Origin of the sequence: Aeoliella straminimaris (assembly GCF_024054565.1) — a bacterium.
GTDB classification, from domain to species: Bacteria; Planctomycetota; Planctomycetia; order Pirellulales; family Lacipirellulaceae; genus Aeoliella; species Aeoliella straminimaris.
This window is the reverse complement of sequence record NZ_JAMXLR010000051.1, coordinates 77,809-97,126: the sequence shown is the minus strand read 5'-3', so window position 1 is coordinate 97,126 and position 19,318 is coordinate 77,809. Positions and strand designations below refer to the sequence as shown.

General features: G+C 61.1%; 17 protein-coding genes. 13 read left to right on the top strand and 4 right to left on the bottom strand.

What is annotated here, in order from left to right; all coding sequences use genetic code 11:
* Window positions 1-180: 180 nt before the first annotated feature.
* Window positions 181-1,377, bottom strand: coding sequence for a response regulator (locus NG895_RS14170; RefSeq protein WP_252853165.1), 1,197 nt, complete (start codon window positions 1,375-1,377; stop codon window positions 181-183).
* A gap of 365 nt (window positions 1,378-1,742) precedes the next feature.
* Here NG895_RS14170 and NG895_RS14165 point away from each other — a divergent pair, with 365 nt between their 5' ends.
* Together NG895_RS14165 and NG895_RS14160 are read left to right on the top strand one after the other, a co-directional pair.
* Complete coding sequence (locus NG895_RS14165; protein WP_252853164.1) at window positions 1,743-2,024, top strand: hypothetical protein; 282 nt, start codon at window positions 1,743-1,745, stop codon at window positions 2,022-2,024.
* 214 nt (window positions 2,025-2,238) lie between these two features.
* On the top strand, window positions 2,239-3,945 hold the full coding sequence (locus tag NG895_RS14160; RefSeq protein ID WP_252853163.1) for an L-lactate permease: 1,707 nt from the start codon (window positions 2,239-2,241) through the stop codon (window positions 3,943-3,945).
* A 27-nt stretch (window positions 3,946-3,972) separates the two neighbouring features.
* Here NG895_RS14160 and NG895_RS14155 read toward each other — a convergent pair whose 3' ends face one another.
* Window positions 3,973-4,299 carry a hypothetical protein gene (locus NG895_RS14155; RefSeq protein ID WP_252853162.1) on the bottom strand — a complete coding sequence of 109 codons (327 nt, stop codon included), beginning with the start codon at window positions 4,297-4,299 and terminating at the stop codon, window positions 3,973-3,975.
* A gap of 144 nt (window positions 4,300-4,443) precedes the next feature.
* Here NG895_RS14155 and NG895_RS14150 point away from each other — a divergent pair, with 144 nt between their 5' ends.
* The 3 genes from NG895_RS14150 to NG895_RS14140 all read left to right on the top strand — a co-directional run bounded on the left by NG895_RS14150 (window position 4,444) and on the right by NG895_RS14140 (window position 9,051).
* Window positions 4,444-5,859 carry a sensor histidine kinase gene (locus NG895_RS14150; protein ID WP_252853161.1) on the top strand — a complete coding sequence of 472 codons (1,416 nt, stop codon included), beginning with the start codon at window positions 4,444-4,446 and terminating at the stop codon, window positions 5,857-5,859.
* On the top strand, window positions 5,852-7,252 hold the full coding sequence (locus NG895_RS14145; protein WP_252853160.1) for a sigma-54-dependent transcriptional regulator: 1,401 nt from the start codon (window positions 5,852-5,854) through the stop codon (window positions 7,250-7,252). The genes NG895_RS14150 and NG895_RS14145 overlap by 8 nt, the downstream gene beginning before the upstream one ends.
* A gap of 434 nt (window positions 7,253-7,686) precedes the next feature.
* A complete protein-coding gene (locus NG895_RS14140) occupies window positions 7,687-9,051 on the top strand; it encodes a hypothetical protein (protein WP_252853159.1) in 1,365 nt (454 codons plus the stop codon).
* A 123-nt stretch (window positions 9,052-9,174) separates the two neighbouring features.
* Here the strand turns inward: NG895_RS14140 and NG895_RS14135 are convergent, their stop codons facing one another.
* Window positions 9,175-9,936 carry a YpmS family protein gene (locus tag NG895_RS14135; protein WP_252853158.1) on the bottom strand — a complete coding sequence of 254 codons (762 nt, stop codon included), beginning with the start codon at window positions 9,934-9,936 and terminating at the stop codon, window positions 9,175-9,177.
* 208 nt (window positions 9,937-10,144) lie between these two features.
* Here NG895_RS14135 and NG895_RS14130 point away from each other — a divergent pair, with 208 nt between their 5' ends.
* The 8 genes from NG895_RS14130 (at window position 10,145) to NG895_RS14095 (ending at window position 16,992) form a co-directional block, all read left to right on the top strand.
* The gene (locus NG895_RS14130) at window positions 10,145-10,621 is read left to right on the top strand and encodes a MarR family winged helix-turn-helix transcriptional regulator (RefSeq protein ID WP_252853157.1); all 477 of its coding nucleotides are present in this window, start codon (window positions 10,145-10,147) and stop codon (window positions 10,619-10,621) included.
* Window positions 10,622-10,695: 74 nt separating this feature from the next.
* Window positions 10,696-11,394 carry a pirin family protein gene (locus NG895_RS14125; RefSeq protein WP_252853156.1) on the top strand — a complete coding sequence of 233 codons (699 nt, stop codon included), beginning with the start codon at window positions 10,696-10,698 and terminating at the stop codon, window positions 11,392-11,394.
* 78 nt (window positions 11,395-11,472) lie between these two features.
* On the top strand, window positions 11,473-11,868 hold the full coding sequence (locus tag NG895_RS14120; protein ID WP_252853155.1) for a DoxX family protein: 396 nt from the start codon (window positions 11,473-11,475) through the stop codon (window positions 11,866-11,868).
* A gap of 104 nt (window positions 11,869-11,972) precedes the next feature.
* Window positions 11,973-12,641 (top strand): hydrolase, encoded by a 669-nt coding sequence (locus tag NG895_RS14115; RefSeq protein ID WP_252853154.1) that lies wholly within the window; start codon window positions 11,973-11,975, stop codon window positions 12,639-12,641.
* 80 nt (window positions 12,642-12,721) lie between these two features.
* Complete coding sequence (locus NG895_RS14110; protein WP_252853153.1) at window positions 12,722-13,249, top strand: antibiotic biosynthesis monooxygenase; 528 nt, start codon at window positions 12,722-12,724, stop codon at window positions 13,247-13,249.
* A 28-nt stretch (window positions 13,250-13,277) separates the two neighbouring features.
* Window positions 13,278-15,074, top strand: coding sequence for an amidohydrolase (locus NG895_RS14105; protein WP_252853152.1), 1,797 nt, complete (start codon window positions 13,278-13,280; stop codon window positions 15,072-15,074).
* Window positions 15,075-15,153: 79 nt separating this feature from the next.
* The gene (locus NG895_RS14100) at window positions 15,154-15,897 is read left to right on the top strand and encodes an SDR family NAD(P)-dependent oxidoreductase (protein ID WP_252853151.1); all 744 of its coding nucleotides are present in this window, start codon (window positions 15,154-15,156) and stop codon (window positions 15,895-15,897) included.
* 540 nt (window positions 15,898-16,437) lie between these two features.
* Window positions 16,438-16,992, top strand: coding sequence for a DUF1579 domain-containing protein (locus tag NG895_RS14095; RefSeq protein ID WP_252853150.1), 555 nt, complete (start codon window positions 16,438-16,440; stop codon window positions 16,990-16,992).
* Window positions 16,993-17,052: 60 nt separating this feature from the next.
* On the opposite strand, the gene NG895_RS14090 is transcribed toward NG895_RS14095, so the two are convergent.
* Window positions 17,053-19,314, bottom strand: coding sequence for a hypothetical protein (locus NG895_RS14090; protein ID WP_252853149.1), 2,262 nt, complete (start codon window positions 19,312-19,314; stop codon window positions 17,053-17,055).
* Window positions 19,315-19,318: the final 4 nt, after the last annotated feature.

Here is a 19,318-nt window from a genome sequence, read left to right as displayed (position 1 = left end):
GTCCGCAGAGTATTGGGCCACCGCTGGCCCAATACTCCAAGTACTTGTAGAGAAACGATTTGCGCGCGGGGAACAATCCCCCACGCAGCAAGCTACCGCTTTCCTATGAGGGTGGCCCCCCCGTAGCCGGAGGGACAACTCCCTCCGGGAGCTGGGGGTGTGTGGGAGCCTTGGCCGGCGCTAGGCGAGTTGCGACTCGATGCCCAGGGCCACCGACCACACGCTCACGCGGTCGTTGCGGCGCAACCGGGAGAGGAACTCGTGCGAGATGCCCGAGGCTTCGCCCATGGGATTGCGGCTGGAATTGAGGATGGCTTCGGCCGCATGCACCGAGGCGAGCGGCGTGAGTCGGTCGTGGGTCGATTCGTACGGCGTGTGGTGCCAGACGATGGCCTCGACGATGGGCGACGGCAGACCCCACAAGCCCAGCAGGTACGCGCCGAGGTCGGCATGGCTGGCCTGGAACTCGGCTCGTTCGAGCTCGTGCAACGAGGTACCGGTTTCGATGGCGTGCTCGCGCATCTGGTCGTACTGGGCCGAGAAGTTCTTAGCCAGCACCAGTTGCCCCAGGTCGTGCAGCATGCCTGCCATGAAGGCGTCGTCGCAATCCTCCGAGGCGGCTCCTTCGAGCTGGGAGATACAACGCGCGGCCAGGGCCACTTCGGCACTGTGGTCGAACAGGTGCGCCAGCGAGTACTCGCCGAGCGAACCGGGCGCGAACTGTTCGAACAAACCACTGGAAAGCACCAGCGGCTTCACGACGTTCATGCCCAGCAGGGCCGTGGCGTGCGACACGTCGGTCACATGCACCGGCAGGCCGAAGAAGCTGGAATTGACCAACTGCAGGATCTTGGCCGAGATCGAAACGTCGCGACGAATAATGTCGCCCACCCGAGCCAGGCTGGAGTGGGGCGAATTGAGCTCGGCCACCAGCGAGGTGTAGGTGTCGGGCAGCGTAGGCAAGTGATCGAGTCGACCCACCAGGTCGCGGATGGCGTCGTTCTCCATGTGATAACGTAGCGCGAGGGTATCGCTGATGACCATTTCCAACAGATCGGCATCGCACGGCTTGGCAAGGTGCTGGTGCGCGACGCCGGTCGACACGATGGCTTGTTCCTGTTCGCCCCGTTTGGAAAGCAAGATGCGCACGGCCTTGGGCCACTTCTTCTGCACCTGTCGCAGGACATCGGTGCCGGAGGGCTGGGGCATATTCAAATCGCAGACGACCACGTCGTACTCGTTCGACTCCACTTTACGCAGTGCCTCGGCACCACCGTGGGCAAATTCCATGCTCCACTCCTGGCGGAACTTGCGGAGCGTCTTCTCGAGTTCGGCAAGTTCTTCGGGTTGGTCGTCGACAAATAGGATCTCAATCATCGGAGGCTTCCCTTCGCGGTCGGTTGTTAGCGGACGGGGTGCCGCTGTGTTTGCGCCACCATCGCACAGGTGGCAGGGGGGTTCGACATGTTGCAGGTGGAAGACGAGTGGGCACTTGGCCAACTGGTTGGTGGTAAACCAACCATCGCGAGCCGCAATTCACCCTCTCACAAGCTTATGTCACAACCTACGCACGACAGCCGCACTGCTCGGGGGCTTTGGCTCGACAACTGCATGGCTGGAGATGAGGATCCAATACAATCGACACAACCGGCATGGCATGTGCATGTACTTATTAGGGCGGTGGTGGTGCGCCAACCACCACTGCTGAGGTGTATGCAGATAAGATAAGAAAGGAGCGATTGATGTTTCGCAAAATACTGTTAGCCGCGGCCGTGGTGGCCGCGACCACATTGGCCATGAGTCCCCAGGACGCCGAAGCGCGTTGGGGCTATCGCCGCGCGTGGCGTGCACCGGCTCGCATGTCGGTGGGTTACGGCCCGAGGTACGCGCCACGACGAGCCTACGTGCCACGTTATTACGGCAACCGGTTGTACTACTCGGCACCAACTCGCGGGTACTATTATCGCGGTAGCGGTGTCGGCCTGACCGTGGGCCCCGGCGCCCGAAGCTACTACGGCTGGTAATCGAGTGAGGTGGAGCATGTTGCAGCCCCGATCGAATTTCGCCGATGGATAGGTTGTTTGGTCGGGGCTGGCGGGGGAGTTTTTTCAGCTTGTGAGAGAAATCGAAGCAGGTTCGCGCTGCAGGCGGCGTGGGTTTGAGACAGAATGGGCAGGTCCCCGTAGGCGGTGACTCCTGCCATGGATATGCTTCTCGTCTCGAACCCCAGCTTGTGAAATGCCGATTCAGATTCTCGCGCTCTTGGCGCTGCTGCCGATTGCGTCGGTAGGCGTGTTGTTGCTAGGACTCCGCTGGCCCGCCAGTCGCGCGATGCCAATATGCTACGCCGTGGCGGCGGCGCTGGCGCTGCTGGTGTGGCGAGTGAGTCCCATCACGGTCGCAGCCGCCACGACCAAAGGCGCCATCGTGGCCGCCGAACTGCTGTTCATTGTGTTCGGCGCCATCCTGTTGATGAACACGCTGGAGCAGTGCGGGGCGATGCAAAGCCTGCGGGCCAGCTTCCGCGGCATCTCGCCCGACCGCCGAGTGCAGGCGATCATCGTGGCGTGGCTGTTTGGGACGTTCATCGAAGGCTCCGCGGGGTTCGGGACTCCCGCGGCCCTAGCGGTGCCGCTGCTGGTGGGGTTGGGCTTTCCGCCGATGGCCGCGGTGTTCTGCGGCATGGTGATTCAGAGCACGCCGGTTTCGTTCGGCGCAGCGGGGACGCCCATCCTGATCGGCGTGAACTCAGGCATCGTCGACTCGCCAGCCGTGCAGGAGTACGCCGCGAGTCTGGGGTACGTGGGCCCCGAGGGGTGGCACGGCTTCCTGGCATTGATCGGCGTACGAGTGGCGATGATCCATGGCTGCGTGGGAATGCTGATTCCGCTGCTCATGGTTTCGCTGATGACACGGTTCTTCGGCCCGAATCGGTCGTGGCGGGAAGGGTTCGCCGTGTGGCCATTCGCGCTGTTCGCCGCGGCGGCGATGATCGTCCCGTACGTAGCTGCGGCCTACTGGCTGGGGCCGGAGTTTCCGTCGCTCGCCGGTGGGCTATGCGGCATGGCGATTGTCATCACGGCCGCCAAGCAAGGTTTTCTGATGCCGCGAGGGGATCAGGTGTGGGATTTCGCGCCGGAAGACCAGTGGGACTGCACGTGGACCGGCAACATCGTGCCCCACACCAACGTGGCACGCGAGCGACCGATTCCCATCCTGCAGGCGTGGCTGCCGTACCTGACGGTGGCCGTGCTGCTGGTACTGACGCGGCTGCCACAGTTGCCGCTAGGCGGATGGGCAAAGCAGGTAGGGTTGACTTGGAGCAACATGCTGGGCACGCCCATCGAGGTGAAAGTGTTTCCCGTTTACACGCCCGGCATGATCTTTGTGGCGGTGTCGGTGCTGAGTTACTTGTTCTTCCGCCTCACGGCCGGGTTTACAGCCGCGAGCTACAAGCTGGCCTGGGCCAACGCCGGCCGAACGATGCTCAGGGCGTTTCCAGCGTTATTGTTTGCGGTGATGATGGTGCAGGTGTTTTTGAACTCGGGCGGTGGGGTGAGCGACTATCCTAAGATGCCGCTCGCATTGGCGACCGGCGCCGAGCAACTGGTCGGTCAGGCATGGCCGCTGTTAGCGCCGGCGATCGGCGGTATCGGTGCAGCCGTGGCCGGTAGCAACACAGTGAGCAACATGATGTTCTCGCTGTTTCAGTTCGATGTCGCCCAGCGGATCGGGGCCGACCCGGTGTGGATCGTCGCCCTGCAAGCCATCGGCGGCGCCGCGGGAAACACCATCTGCGTGCACAACGTGGTGGCCGCTTCGGCCGTGGTGGGGCTCATCGGCCGCGAAGGTTTGATCCTCCGCAAGACGCTGCTGGTCTTCCTGTACTACGCGTTGGTGCCAGGCGTGGTGTTTTTGGCTTTGGCGCGGGTGTTGTTGTATTGAGCGACTGGTGCACGTCGCACTGGTTGGTTACTTCGGCAATGCAAAGAAGGCGTCCAGGGATACGTCTCCGTCGAGGTCGAAAAAGCTGGAGCGACTGGTTGCGTTGAGCTCGCCGCCGTCGTCCTGGTGGTCGTCCCAGCGACTGTAGAGCTTGAACTGCAGACCATGGGGGCGGTACACGAACGGCTCGTAGATTGGACGCCACAGCAGCGGAGCCAGCACCCCGAGCACCACCATGGTCCGGGCAAACCAGTGCCATCGCGACGTGGCGGCCCATAGTCCCAGGAGTCCACCCGTCGCCAGGGTGGTGATCACCAGCGTCGCGAGCAGCAGCGGTGGAGTCAGAGTGAGCATGACGGGTCGACGTGGGGGCAGAACAGGGCTTCTACGGGATACGTCACCAGGCCCGCTGCGGTTCGCCGTTTGTGGGGCGTTCGTCTGTCGGTCTATAATAAGAGGCATCCCCCCAGCACCTCCCTCCCACGCGAGTTCCCCGCGTTGCGTATCCCCATTCGCTATCAATTCATGGTTCCCCTGGTCGTGGTGGCTCTGGCGAGCCTGGCGGCTATTTCGGTGGTCCATGCGCACCTGTCGACCGTGCGGACCCGCGATCGGGTGGAGCGGCAACTGCAGGGCGTAGCGGCGGTGCTCACCGGTAGTGGATTTCCTCTTACCGAGGCCGTGCTGCAGCAGATGAGCGACTTGGCCAGCGCCGAGTTCGTGCTCACCACCGAGACCGGCAATCCTGTGGCCGCCAGCTTTTCCGTGCCCAGCGAGTCGGTCGATTGGCCCACCACCACGCCTGCGGCCGAGCGGGCAGCCGAGCTTTCGCTGGGGTCGGTCATCGAGCTCGATGGCAGTCAATACTTTCACTCCAGCTTGGAACTTGACGATCGACGGGGCGGAGTTTCGCCCCAGGTGCTGCATATCCTGTTTCCGCAGGACGAGTTCAACACCGTGTGGTGGGCAATGTTTGTGCCGCCGCTGCTCATCGGTTTGGCGGCCGTCGTGGCGGTGATGCTCACGACGGGACTCATTGCCGCACGCATCAACCGGGTGCTCCAGCAACTGGGACGCGAAGTCCGCCGCCTGGCCGAGGGCGATTTCTCCGCCGTTGAAGTGCCGAACGTGAACGACGAAACCAAAGACTTGGCCGTGGCCGTCAACCAAACCGCCACGCGCCTGGCCGAGTACGAAGCCGAGACCCGCCGCACCGAGCAGATGCGCACCCTGGCGATCCTCGGATCGGGGCTCGCCCACGAAATGCGCAACGCGGCCACCGGTTGCCGGATGGCGGTCGATCTGCACTGCGAAGTCTGCAGTGGCACCGCCGCGGAGGACGACAGCCTGGAGATGGCCCGCCACCAACTGAGCCTGATGGAGCGGCGCCTACAAAAATTCCTGCGGCTGGGCAAGCAATCGGTCGACGGCGCGGATGCCGATCTCGATCTGGCCGAGCTGGTAGGCGAAATGGTAACGCTGGTGCGGCCCTCGGCCAAACACGCCGGTGTGACGCTCGACTGGCAGGTGCTCGGCGACTACACGATGGTCCACGCCGATGGCGAACAGCTGAGCCAGGCGGTGATGAACCTGCTGCTGAATGCCGTGGACGCCGCCGCCCGTCAGTCGGCCATGGGAGACGGCGACGCCCAGGTGCGGGTGTCGCTGGAACTCGACCACGAGATGCTCGTACTGACCGTGGCCGATTCTGGCGAGGGACCTCCTGACGAGTTGGCCGAGTCGTTGTTCGAGCCGTTCGTATCCGACAAACCCGAAGGCGTTGGGCTCGGGCTGGCCGTCGCTCGGCAGGTAGCAAAGAATAGTGGCGGCTCCCTGGAGTGGAGCCGCTCGGCCGACGAGACACGGTTTGTGCTTCGGCTTCCATCCATAGCGCGGAGAGTGATGAATGTCTAAGATTCTGGTGGTGGACGACGAGCAGTCGATCTGTTGGGGCATAACCAAGGTGGCCACCATGCTGGGGCACGAGGCCGAGGTCGCCGCTTCGGCCGAGGAAGGTTTGCGCCTCGCCCAAACTTCGAAGCCCGATGTGCTGGTGCTCGATGTCCGCCTGCCCGGTATCGATGGCATCACCGCGGTCGAGCAGTTCCGCCAGGTGCTGGGCGACGTGCCGATCATCATCATCACCGCCTTTGGCGACATGCAAACCGCCGTTCGGGCAGTGCGGAGCGGTGCGTTCGAGTACCTGCTCAAGCCGTTCGACGTGGCCGAGATCCGCGCGGCCATCGAGCGTGCCCTGCGAACCTCGCCCGTGGCGGAGAATACCGCCGAGACCGCTGCTCCCGCCGCCGGCGACGAACCGCAGTTGGTCGGGCAGACGCCGGTCATGCAGGAACTGTTCAAGCAGATCGCCCTGGTGGCTGCTACCGATACCAGCGTGCTGCTCCAAGGCGAAAGCGGAGCCGGCAAGGAACTGGTCGCCCGCGCCATCCATCAACATAGCGCCAGCGCCGACCGCCCGTTCGTGGCCGTAAACGTCGCGGCGCTCAGTCCCACGGTTGCCGAGTCCGAGCTGTTCGGTCACGTCGCCGGAGCTTACACCGGTGCCCAGCGCGGACGCGATGGGCTGCTCGTGCAGGCCAACGGCGGAACGCTGTTCCTCGACGAGGTGGCCGACATTCCGCTTCCCATTCAGGTCAAACTGCTGCGGGCGGTCGAGCAGGGCGAGGTTCTGCCCGTCGGTGCCGACCAGCCGGTGAAAACACGGTTTCGCATCATTGGTGCTTCGCATCAGAATCTCAAACAGCGGGTGCAGGAGGGCGAGTTTCGTCACGACTTGTACTTCCGGTTGTGCGCCTTCGAGATTGTCATTCCACCGCTTCGCCAGCGCGCCGACGACATCCCGTTGTTGGTGCAGCACTTTGCTTCGCATTTGGCGCCCACCCCTCGGGCATTCGCCGAGGAGACCCTGGCCGAACTTGCCCGTCGACCTTGGCATGGCAACGTTCGCGAGCTGCGCAACGCCATCGAGCACGCGCATGTGGTGGCCCGTTCGGGACTGGTCATGCCCGAGCACCTGCCGCCGGCGCAACCATCGTTCCAAGCCACCGGCGACGGCAATCACGAACAGCAGTTGACCGAGGCCTCCCGCGCCCGTGCCGACGAACTGTTGAGCGATCCCGCGCTGGCCGGCGATGTCTACAACCGCTTCCTCAGCGAAGTGGAGCGTCCGCTCCTCAACCGCGCTATGGACCGCTTCTCGGGCGAATACGCCCCCGCCGCCCGCGCCCTGGGCCTGCACCGCACGACGCTCAAGAAGAAGCTGGAAGAGTATGAGGTGCCGGAGTGATAGGTTTCTGGCGAATGGCAAGCTGGTGGAAAGTCTACGATTTGCCATTCGATAGACTTGAAAACTTCACAAAGCATATGGAAACTTTAATGGACTAGCGACTACAGCAAGTTGCTAGCAGTGCGGATCCAAGTGGGGTATTTAGTTCAGTTGCCGCGATCATAAGAACACTCGGCAGACCAGATGCCAGAAGCCTGAATTTAATCTTTCTTCGGTTGGTCGCGGAGTCGGGGGTGGAGGGTGCCCATGCGGGAGTCAGTGGTAAGTCGGTTGTTGAGATACTTGAATAATTCAGCGCTTGCCTGTCCGGTGAACCTCTGGCGGAAGGCGAATGCGAGGGTGTGCGATACCGTCTGAACGAGAGCACACGTGATGCAGAGACTGAGGAGTGAAGTTGAGGATCATAGGTGCTTCACAGGATTCCGGATCAAGCTATGAAACGACTCTTGATGTTAGCGATAGGGGTGAGCTGCGTGACTGCTGGCGTGTCGTTGGGCGAACCTGCGGAACGACCACCTCTCAAAGAGTTCATCGGGATCAATGGGCATTTCCAATTCAAGCCCGAACTGTACAGCGAGACATGTCGGCTGGCACGCAACTACCACAACATGGATTGGGACGTGCAGAAGCCGGGCGATCCGATCACGGTCCCAAATTGCGTTAACAAAGTGAACTGGGACGCACACGTTTACGGCAAGTGGGCAAGTCACGGGTTCGAAGTCGATCTCTGTGCGCAGTTCGGAAAGTTTGGAGAAGCAAACTCCGAGTACACCAAGCTTTGGCGAGGGCAGGATAGCTGGGCGTATCAGTATGGCCACGAGTTGGCGCGGTACTTCGGGCCCTCGGGCCAGCATCGCTTGGTCACATCGATCGAGATTGGCAACGAACCCGGTTCCGATTTCGACGACGCACTTTACCAGAAGTTGTTTATCCAGATGGCCAAGGGTATTCGTGATGCAGATCGACAGATCAAGATTGTCACCGCAACTGCACAGTCCGGAGCGGCCGACAAGTATTCAAAGTCTCTTGAAGACACCTTCTCATCCCCAAAGATCAAGCCACTGTACGATGTGATTAATCTGCACGTGTACGCTATCAAGCCAAAGAAAGAGGGCCAGAGTCCCTGGGACCGCAGTTACCCAGAGAACCCAGCGCTTTCCTACCTGAAGGTAGTTGACCAAGCCATTGCGTTTCGCGACCGCCACGCTCCTGATAAGGAAGTATGGATCACCGAGTTCGGCTACGATGCTTGCACAGCCGAGGCCATGACCAAGCGAGAAGGCTGGGCGAAGAAGCTCAACTGGCAGGGCGTGAGCGACAAGCAGCAGGCGCAATACCTCGTGCGGTCAATACTCTGCTTTGCCGAACGCGATGTTGATCGCGCGTATCTGTACTACTTCAACGATAGCGATCAGGCGTCCGTGCACGCCGCGAGCGGCCTGACGCGCCACTTCCAGCCCAAACCCTCCTTTTGGGCGATCAAGCATCTTTACCAGACACTTGGTGACTACCATTTCACCAAAGTCAGCACCAAGTCGGAGGGTGAGCTGTATGTCTATGAATTCACGCACCATGACGATCCAACTCGAGGATGCTGGGTGGTTTGGTCGCCCACCGGCGAAGAGCGGGAACTAGAGATCACGCTGCAAGAATTGCCAGGAACTCTGCTGCGCTGCGAGCGCATGGCGTTGAGCGAAGGTGGCCCTGAAAAGGTCGACTACCATTCAACTAGCGACGGGAAGCTGAAGCTGACCTTGTCCGAATCGCCGACTTACCTGATGTATAAAAAAGTCAAGTGATCGACAGGCCATTGGATTGCGGATAGTTGCTTGCGAAACACTTCGCAGATCTGCCGTGGCCGGATCAAAGTGCCGGTTTCGAGGATCCCATCACGACCAAGCACGACTCCTCCGGACGCCAGCCTACAAACTCTCCCCACCAATCACCGGTGGCAGGAACTCCACCACCATTTCGCCTTCTTGGCACGTGAGCGATTTCACCGTGGGAGAGTCCTTCCCGGTGCTCGGTAGATTCACCGTCACGCTGGGGCTTGGCGACGTGAGGTCGAGCTGGACGTCGCGCGATGCCTTGCGGCCGATTTCCTCGGGCAGGTTTCGCAGAATGGTCTTCATCGGTAGCGGAAGCTGGCCGATTTGGGCCGAGACGATCTCGAGCCGCAGGTTCCCATCGGCGTCGATCGCAGGTCGCAGGGCGATGGACGGGAAGCACGTGACCTCGTCGCTGGTGACCTCGAAAGCCACGTCAATGCAGTCGTGGCCGATGCGAACCCGCGGGTTGCGCCAATCGCCCGACTGCGTGGCTTTGCTGCCAGCCAGTTGAGCGTTGAGCTGCCGCTGCGTAAAGCGAACCTCGTGCGTATCGGTGGCCGGATTGTACGGCATCCGTAGCGGCGCGGCCTCCGCGGGTGCGTCGGGCGTCTGCTTCAGGGCTGCCTGTTGGCGGGCGATGGAGTTCTGCATCCACCGTTCGTAGTCGGCTGCGGTCTGTCTCCAGTAAAGCTCCGCCGCGGCTTGGTCGGCTGGCTGCAACTCGACCGCCCGCAAGGCGGCGTAGTAACCAGGCTGCTGCAAGGCGAGGTAGCCGGCCACCATAATGGCCGTCACCACCACCACGGCGATAGCGACGCTTGCGAGCAGTAGGCGGAGGATTGCTTTGCGGATCATGGCCACGATCTCCAGGGCCCTGTGTTCTCGAGTCTGGCGGAGCGAGCGGACGAGGAAGGATAGCTCACGAAAGGCGTGGAAATTGGGGTGATTGGCATGTTTTTGGCGGGGTTTTGGTGCTAAAGATATCGCCCAAAGAAAAAAACGCCGACAACTATTGACGCAGCGATAGTTTACGCGTAAAGTATATGCGTAAGGAGCAAACAGCATGGCAACCGACAGTAAATTGCAGCAAGAGATCAAGAAGCGAACGCCGTTCCACTCGCCTGAGCAGGAGGCCTACCTCAATCTGATGCGCACCAGCGATCTGCTGCAGAATCAGATGGGCCGGTTCTTCCGCGAGTACGGTCTGACCGCTTCACAGTACAACGTGCTGCGAATCCTCCGCGGCGAGGGCCAGCCGTTGCCGTCGTTGGAAATCGCCGAACGCATGATCCAGGTGGTGCCCGCCATCACGGGATTGATCGATCGGCTGGAGAAACAAGGCCTGGTCGAGCGTCGGCGATGTGAGAACGATCGCCGAGTGGTGTTCGTCGAGATCACTCCTCAGGCAATAAAGCTACTGGCGAAGATCGACAAGCCGCTTGAAGACATGCACAAACATATGCTGGGGCACCTGAACCGGGGCGAATTGAAGCAGTTGAGCTCTTTGCTGGAGAAGGCAAGGACCTTGGATGGTGGATAGCGCGGTCACGTGTTTTTTTAGCCATTTAGTTGATGCGTAAATAATATTTACGAAAAGAGATAGCGAGGTTTTCAATGTTCCACGTAAGAAAAGCAAACGACCGCGGCCACGCAAACCATGGGTGGCTGGATACCTACCACACTTTCTCGTTCTCCAGCTACTACGATCCCGATCACATGGGATTTCGGTCGCTGCGAGTGATGAACGAAGACTACGTGGCCTCGGGCAACGGCTTTGGCACCCATCCGCACAAGGATATGGAGATCGTTACCTACGTGCTGGAGGGAGCGCTGGAGCACAAAGACTCGATGGGCACCGGGGAAGTCCTGCGTCCGGGCGAGTTCCAGCGAATGACCGCCGGTACGGGCATCACGCACAGCGAGTTCAACCCGTCGGCAACCGAGGCCACGCATCTGTACCAGATCTGGCTGCTGCCCGAAGCAACCGGACTGCAGCCAAGCTACGAGCAGAAGCGATTTGACGACGGCGCGATGGACAACCAATTGCGCCTGGTCGCCTCGCGCGACGGTGCCGACGGTGCATTGCTCATCCATCAGGACGCCCGCATCTACCTGGCGAAACTCGCAGAGGGCGTGCAGGTAGAGCATGCGATTGCCGCCGGTCGGCACGCCTGGTTGCAGGTGCTTCGTGGCACCGTAACCGCGGGTGGACAGACACTGGAAGCCAGCGACGGCCTGGCGGTGAGTGACGAACCGCTGCTTGCGATCCAAGCGTCATCAGACGCCGAGATCATGTTGTTCGATCTCGCCTAAAGCGATGTTCGATTCTTGTTTCCCGATTCAACACGTTACCTGACCTTACTGTTACCAAGCGAAAAAGGGAGAACTCCAATGTTCAATCAAACCAAACTGACTTCGGCCGGATTGTTGGCAATGCGTGTAGCCATTGGCTGCTTGATGCTGGTGCACGGCACACAAAAAGTGATGGGCTTCGGCCAGATGGCCGATGTGTTTCCCGATCCCATTGGCATGGGTAGTCAACTGAGTCTGATTGCGGCCATCGGCGCCGAAGTGGGCTGCTCGATCCTGCTGATTCTCGGTCTGGGTACGCGCCTGGCTGCGGTGCCACTGGCCTTCACGATGTTGGTCGCGTTGGTGCTGGTGCACTCGGCCGATCCCTGGAACGTGAAGGAACTGGCCGCCGTGTACCTGAGCGTCTATGTCTCGCTGATGTTGACCGGTCCTGGTGAATTCTCCCTCGACCACGTGTTGTTCAAGCGGCTGTAATCCAACCGCGAAGCCGCCCCGGCGGTAGCTGGCCAGAGCGTGGCGTGAGCTTGCTCGATCGATTTGGCATTTCCACTTTATCACATGGACTGGAGTACGAGATCATGGCTAATATTCTTCCCGATACGGATGGTGGCCTGCTGACGAAAGACAATTCGGTGCTGGTGTTCATCGATCATCAGCCCCAGATGTTGTTCGGCGTAGGCAGTGGTATCGATCGCCAACTGCTGGTGAACAACGTGCTGATGCTGGCACGCGGGGCCAAGGAGTTCGAGGTGCCGACCCTGCTGACGACGGTGGAAACCGAATCGTTCAGTGGGCCCATGTGGCCGCAGTTGTTGGACGTGTTCCCCGAGCAGACGCCCATCGAGCGAACCGGCATGAACAGCTGGGACACGCCGGAGTTCCGCGACGCCATCAAGGCGACCGGGCGGAAGAACATCATTCTTTCCGGCTTGTGGACCGAGGTCTGCATCGCCTGGCCAGCGCTGCAGATGTTGGCCGAGGGATACAACGTGTACGTGGTGGAAGATGCTTCCGCCGGCACGTCGCCGGCTGCCCACGATGCGGCCTTGTCGCGAATGGTGCAGGCCGGGGCCGTGCGGATGACCACGGTCGCCACGGTGCTGGAGTTCCAGCGAGACTGGGCAAACCGCGATCACTACGACGCCCTGATGAACCTGTTCCGCGACCATGGTGGCGCTTACGGAGTTGGAGTCGAGTACGCCTACACCATGGTTCACAAGGCCCCACCCGCTCGCAAGGTGCAGTGATTGGCCCCAGGGAGTTGCCTGCTCCGCCGCCGAGAGTTTCGGCGGCGGAGAGACCTTGATCAGACGACTGGAGTAGCAGCATGTCGCAAGTTCACATCGCCATTACTCGACGAGTTCGGCCGGGACAGGAGGAAGCCTTCGAGTCGGCGCTGCGGGAATTTGCCCGCGAGTCGCTCCGCTTTCCCGGCACCACGGGAGTGCATCTCGTCGGTCCGGTGACGGGCGTCGATCGCGAGTACGGCATCCTGCGGTCGTTCGCCAACACCCAAGCGTGCGACGAATTCTACGACTCGGAAATGTTCGCCGACTGGCAGCGCCGTTCCGCTTCGTGGGTGGAGGAGGGCTGGGTGCGACGCGATCTCAGCGGGCTCGAGGCGTTCTTCCGCCGTGGTGGTTTGCCTCCGCCGCGGTGGAAGATGGCGATCGTCACCTGGTTGGGCGTTTTTCCGACCGTGTTGCTGTGGTCGACGCTGCTGAAGTCGCCGTTAGGCTGGGCTCACCCTTACCTGGCGTCGGCCATAACCATTGCCCTGGTCGTGGCGACGCTTACCTGGGGGGTGATGCCAGTGCTCACCAAGTCGCTGAGTCGCTGGTTGCACGGCCACTAACCTACCGGATTTCTGGAAACCATCCCCCATGGAGATCACGCACATGGATCCGCAACTGATTCTGTACCATGGCAAGATAACTACGCTCGACCCCAGCCAGCCGGAAGTCACCGCGGTGGCCGTTGCCGATGGGCAGATCGTCGGTGCTGGCAGCGACGACGAATTGCTGGCCCTGGCGACAGCTGCCACCGAGAAGGTCGATCTTGGTGGTCGGCGAGTCATACCGGGCTTGAACGATTCGCACCTGCATGTGATTCGGGCCGGGTTGTTCTATAACCTGGAACTTCGTTGGGACGGTGTCCCGAGCGTTTCGCAGGCGCTTGAGCAACTGCGGCTGCAGGCCGTGCGGACACCGCCCCCTCAGTGGGTGCGAGTGATCGGTGGCTGGAACGAGTTTCAGTTCGCCGAAGGCCGGATGCCGACCCTCGACGAGATCAATCAGGCCGCGCCCGACACGCCGGTCTTTGTGCTGCACCTGTACGACTCGGCGCTACTGAACGCTGCGGCGCTGCGGGCTTTAGGCTTCGGTCCCGACACACCCAATCCGCCGGGTGGCCTGATCGCCCGCGATGCCCGCGGCAATCCCACCGGTTTGCTGATCGCCGAACCAAGTGCGCTGATACTGTATTCGACCATCGCCAACGCCCCGAAGCTGTCGCCCGACGACCAGTTGAATTCGACGCGTCACTACCTCCGCGAACTGAATCGATTTGGTGTCACCAGTGTGTCGGATGCCGGTGGGGGTGGACAGAATTACCCGGACGACTATGCGGTGATCAAACGATTGGCCGACGACGGCCACCTGTCGGTGCGAATCGCCTACAGCTTGTTCGCCCAGCAGCCCGGAGAAGAACTGAGCGACTACCAACGCTGGTTGGGTATGACCCATCCTGGCGACGGAACCGACTGGCTGCGCGTCAACGGTGCGGGAGAGAATCTGGTATGGAGTGCAGCCGACTTCGAAAACTTCCTACAGCCCCGACCTGATCTGCAGCCGGTGATGGAGGACCAGCTGGAGGCGGTGGTTCGCTCGTTGGCCGAAGCCCAGTGGCCCTGGCGAATCCACGCCACGTACGACGAGTCGATTGGTCGTTTCCTGGACATCTTCGAACGCGTGCACCGCGACGTGCCGATCGATCATCTGCGGTGGTTCATCGATCACGCCGAAACGGTCTCGCAGCGGAATCTCGAACGCATCCAACAGTTGGGTGGCGGTGTCGCCATTCAGCACCGCATGGCCTACCAGGGCGAGTACTACATTCGCCGCTACGGCACCGAGTCGGCCAAGCGTCGCCCGCCATTGCGGCGGATGATCGAAATGGGATTGCCGGTCGGAGCGGGTACCGATGGTACACGAGTGGCCAGCTATCATCCCTGGACCTGTTTGTGGTGGATGGTTACGAGTAAGACCGTGGGCGGAACCGTGCTGCATGACGATAGCGACCGCCTGACCCGCGCAGAGGCCTTGCGACTATACACCCAGGGGAGTGCCTGGTTCAGCAACGAAGACGATCGGAAAGGCACGCTGGCCGTAGGCCAGTACGCCGACCTGGCGGTGTTGAGCGACGATTACTTTGCCGTGGAAGAAGATGACATTCGCGGTTTAGAAAGCTTGCTGACAATGGTTGGCGGCAAGATGGTCTATGGTGCAGGCGAGTTTGCATCGCTCGCGCCAGAGGCCCCGCCGGTCAGTCCGAGTTGGTCGCCAGTGGCAACGTTCGGCGGTTACGACAACTCGCGTCCTGCCCCTCCCAAGCACGATCACGTTCCCATCATGTCGGCCGACGGACGAGTGTGGTCCACCGGGTGCGGTTGTTCGATGTGACTGTCCTCCGACGTCGAAATGGCGATAATATCACTCTTGCAGGACATTCAACCTGGAAAATACTGAGAGAGGAACAGCGATGGCACGCTTCGAAGGGAAAACAATCTTGATCACTGGCGGCACCAGCGGCATTGGGTTGGCCACGGCCCAACGACTGGCGGCCGAGGGCGCCCAACTGATTCTCACTGGCCGCGATGCGGAGCGGATCGAGCAAACGCGCGCGGCACTGCCCGATGCAACCGTGATCGAGAACGATGCCGCCGATCCGGCCAGCGCCGAGGCACTCGCCGCTGCGGCCCAAGAGGCTGGTGGCATCGACGGCGCTTTCCTGAATGCCGGCATAGGCAAGTTTTACCCCGTCGGCGAACTCGAACCCGAGGCGTTCGACCAGCACTTCCACATCAATGTTCGTGGACCGCTATTGCAGGCCCAAGCGCTCGCACCGCAACTACGCGACGGTGGTGCAATCCTGCTGGTCAGCTCGGGCACCGTGGGTAGCAAACGTCCCGACATTGCTTACTACGCGGCCAGCAAGGCGGCGGTCGAACAGGCCGCGCGATCGTTGGCCTCGCATTTTGCCCCCAGGGGTATCCGGGTCAACGTGGTTACGCCTGGCCTGACGGACACCAACTTTCACTCCCGGGCCGGCCTGTCGGACGACGAGATCGAGGCCTACCGCCAACGTGTGCGGTCGATCATCCCGCTGGGCCGAACCGCCCGTGCTGAAGAAGTGGCCAATGTTGCCGCGTTCCTGCTTTCGGACGAGGCGAGCTATGTCACGGGATCCAACTTCGCCGTCGATGGCGGACTCGCCATGCGGTGATCCCCGTTCGGTCGCCCGCAGTCCAATCCGGTCCCCACTTCGAGGTGGCATCGGTAACGGATGGCATTTAGTGATTTCACTTGAAATCAGTGCAGCCAGTTGGCACGAAACCACTAGCTAGTAACTCTTCATGACACCAAAATGGTCGTGAAAGTGTCGCGCCCTGCAGCGCAGCTGTCGCGCTGCGCGACACAGTTCGGCAGGGCAAAGTAGCCCGAATCTCATAACTCACGGGAAATTCAACGGTTGCGCCAATCGGCACAAGATTTTCAGGTAACCACCGTACGCGTGCGATCTGTGACCGATCGCGCGTGCTCTAAGAACGAAGGGGTATTCCGAGCCTCCAATCGTTCCCATACCGACTGACGGGGACCCGGGCAGGCCTGACGAATCCTGGGTTCCTGTCGGTTGGTTGAGTTGCACGCCCTCACCAATCTTCCAAAGAGGACCTCTTCCTCGCCATTGGCTGTTGTGTATCATCAGAGCTTGAGGTTTGCCGCAACGGTGGACCGGACTCACCTGTTTTTCTGGGAGGCTGCCATGAAGTTGGTGTTAACAGGGCTGGTGCCCGTAGTCCTGCTGTGTGTGGCGAATCTGGCAAGCAGCCAGGAGATGTCCGCCCCGACGCCCGAGCACAAATGGCTCGATAAGTTTGTAGGCAAATGGGAAAGCACCAGTGCCGCGCCCGTCGGACCCGATGGCGGACCGATGGAGTGTACAGGCACTGCCACCTATCGCATGCTGGGTAGCTTCTGGGTCATCAGCGACATGAAAGGCGAGATGCCAGGGATGAAGTTCGAAGCCGTGCAGACGATTGGCTACGATCCGGAAGCCAAGGCCTACATTGGCACCTGGGTCGACACGATGATGAATCACCTCTGGAGGTACAAAGGTCATGTGGACAAGAGCGGCAACAAACTGCTGCTCGAGGCCGAAGGCCCCAACCCCATGGATGCGGGTAAGATCGCCAAGTTCCGCGACTCCTACGAGTTCGATGGTAAGGACCACATCATCGCCCGGTCGGAAATCATGAGCGAGGACGGCACCTGGGTCGAAATGATGCGTGGCGACATGCGGCGAGTGAAAGAGGAGTAGCGATTGCTTCTGTTCGAGTTTCCCCAGGTGGTGCGTCGCGAGTGGTCGGCGCCCGGCATTTCAGTCGAGGTCCTCGGGTTCTTCCAGCAAGCTGGGATCGAGGATGATGCGGATGTCGTCGGCGTTCATTGCAGGACTGACGTGACTGGGGTGCAGAATCCTGCCGCCGGCTGGGTTGGCCTTGTAAGCCATCAGCGACAGGGGCTCGTCCGGCAAGTGCGTGAGTGAAAAGCGGCCTTCGGCGTCGGTCTTGGTCCACGGTGGGGGGCCGTGTTGTGGTCGCGACAGGTTCCGGCCCGAGGCGAATCGTGCACTCACCGAGATTCCTTCCAGCGGATTGCCATCGGGGTCGACCACCACTCCCGCCAGCGTTTGGCCGCTGCTCTTGAGCACAGCGTCGGGTAACTCGATGGTGCTACCGTTCGCGACTTCAACCGTTTGGGTGTACGGACTCGCATAGCGCCAGTCGCGAACTTCGGCATCTCCCACCGGTTCAACTTCCAAGTAGTACCGGTCGCCTTGCCTGAGGCCGCTGAGTTGGAACTTGCCCTTCTTGTCGGTTGCGGTCTCACCAGTCGGAAAAAAACTCGTGCCACGCTCATTGGGATCGCGAGGGGCCGCGCGATGCAGACGCACCGTAACGCCTGCGATCGGCTCGTCCTGTTGGACCACGCGACCCACCAGGGTTGTTGCCGAGACCATCTTCAAATCGACGTGCTTGGTTAGCGTCTGGTCCCATGGTTGATCCTCCGTGGCGGCAATCGTCTCCTCTGCGGCACCGATGTTGGACAAGGTTGCGATAGCAATCGGCACATAAGGCGAGAGACCTGTAAAGCGATAGCGGCCTGCGGCGTCGGTTGTCGTCGCCACTCGCCGGTAAGGTTGCCCCCGGAAGGAGGCCATCACTTGCACCCCGGGTATGGAGGAACCACGCTCGTCGAGTACCGCGCCCTCGACCACCAGGCCGCGACTGAGCTTCAGCGTGACTTCTTCCGGCGCGCTATCAGGCGTTACGGTCACGGTTGGCAGTGCCGGCTTGGTGCTCGCATCGCGACTCAGTGCATAAGTGGGGGCCAGATAGCCTGCGACTTCGTGTCGCACCGCAAGCTGGCATTCTCCTTCCTTCACACGTAGGGTGAAGCGGCCATCGGTTCCGGAGACGGCCATCGAACCACCACCCGCAACGTACACGCCCGGCACCGGTTCACCGGAATCGCCATCAACCACTTTGCCGTTTAGCGTTTGCGATGCTGGTAGGCGTAGTTCAATTGACGTGCCGCCGAGTTGAATGTCGACTTCTTGTGAATGCCCCACCGCGGGGTGTAACGGATCGCCGTTGTAGTTTAGTTTGTGGCTTCCCGCCTTGTTCACGATCATCGTTGCGGTGCCATCGGCTCCCACGCCGGCCGAACCGCCGTATTGATGTTCCGCAGTGATGGCCTGGACTCCTCCGCCGGCGACCGGATTGCCGTCCGCATCGACGACCTTAACTCTGACGACTGGGAGCCGTTCGGCGGTGACGCGAATCGGCGTGCGGTGTAGTGGCACCTTCACTCGACTTGAGTTGTGATCGCTAGCCTGCTTGAGGGTGGTATTGCCGGTGTCGACGAAGAAGAACTGGCGGTCCCCCGCGGGGCTCTCCAGCCGAACCGATATGTAATAGCCCGGTGGGATGTTGGGCAGGCTGAACTTGCCATCGCGTACTGGTGCAGTGAACTGCACTTCGGAACGGATGAGATTGAGATCGCCGGGGTCGTTGAGGAACTTTTTTATGTCGCCGGTGGCCTCGGTGAAGCCCATGGCAGCCAGTTCGCCTTCGGCGATGGCGGCGCCGTCGCTATCCAGGGCAACTCCTGATACTTCCGCGGGGTTCTGGAGCAATAGATCGGCGCCTTCCACGTCGAAGTGGTTAATATCTTTCCACGCCAGGGCGTATCCGTCCGACCAAGCCAGCACCTGCAGTCCGGGCTGGCCGCGGCGCAGCAGGTCGCTGTTTTCGACCAGTCGTGGCGGAATGCCAATGTTCGAAAAAGCGTACTCGCCGGCTTCGTTGGTGGTGGTGCGGGCCAGCACATCACGGCAATGCTGTAGTCCGCCGGCATACTGAATGCCACCCAGCTTTGCACGCAGCACTACGGTGGCCCCCGCCAGCGGCTTGCCTGCTTTGTCCGCAACCATTCCCCGTACCGTGGCAGCTGGTGTGCCCGACGAGGGCTCGCTGGTGACAGTGACCGGCATCAGGTCGGCCGACTGTGCCGCGGTCGTGCAGCAGCAGAGTCCCAACCACAGAATTGCGAAGCAGTGCAGTCGTGTTGTGGGCACTTGA

Coding starts and splice junctions, on each gene's coding strand:
- NG895_RS14100 (WP_252853151.1), top strand. CDS start 15,154: ATGGCACGCTTCGAAGGGAAAACAATCTTGATCACTGGCGGCACCAGC.
- NG895_RS14155 (WP_252853162.1), bottom strand. CDS start 4,299: ATGCTCACTCTGACTCCACCGCTGCTGCTCGCGACGCTGGTGATCACC.
- NG895_RS14165 (WP_252853164.1), top strand. CDS start 1,743: ATGTTTCGCAAAATACTGTTAGCCGCGGCCGTGGTGGCCGCGACCACA.
- NG895_RS14145 (WP_252853160.1), top strand. CDS start 5,852: ATGTCTAAGATTCTGGTGGTGGACGACGAGCAGTCGATCTGTTGGGGC.
- NG895_RS14140 (WP_252853159.1), top strand. CDS start 7,687: ATGAAACGACTCTTGATGTTAGCGATAGGGGTGAGCTGCGTGACTGCT.
- NG895_RS14110 (WP_252853153.1), top strand. CDS start 12,722: ATGTCGCAAGTTCACATCGCCATTACTCGACGAGTTCGGCCGGGACAG.
- NG895_RS14135 (WP_252853158.1), bottom strand. CDS start 9,936: ATGATCCGCAAAGCAATCCTCCGCCTACTGCTCGCAAGCGTCGCTATC.
- NG895_RS14130 (WP_252853157.1), top strand. CDS start 10,145: ATGGCAACCGACAGTAAATTGCAGCAAGAGATCAAGAAGCGAACGCCG.
- NG895_RS14095 (WP_252853150.1), top strand. CDS start 16,438: ATGAAGTTGGTGTTAACAGGGCTGGTGCCCGTAGTCCTGCTGTGTGTG.
- NG895_RS14120 (WP_252853155.1), top strand. CDS start 11,473: ATGTTCAATCAAACCAAACTGACTTCGGCCGGATTGTTGGCAATGCGT.
- NG895_RS14115 (WP_252853154.1), top strand. CDS start 11,973: ATGGCTAATATTCTTCCCGATACGGATGGTGGCCTGCTGACGAAAGAC.
- NG895_RS14160 (WP_252853163.1), top strand. CDS start 2,239: ATGCCGATTCAGATTCTCGCGCTCTTGGCGCTGCTGCCGATTGCGTCG.
- NG895_RS14105 (WP_252853152.1), top strand. CDS start 13,278: ATGGAGATCACGCACATGGATCCGCAACTGATTCTGTACCATGGCAAG.
- NG895_RS14170 (WP_252853165.1), bottom strand. CDS start 1,377: ATGATTGAGATCCTATTTGTCGACGACCAACCCGAAGAACTTGCCGAA.
- NG895_RS14125 (WP_252853156.1), top strand. CDS start 10,696: ATGTTCCACGTAAGAAAAGCAAACGACCGCGGCCACGCAAACCATGGG.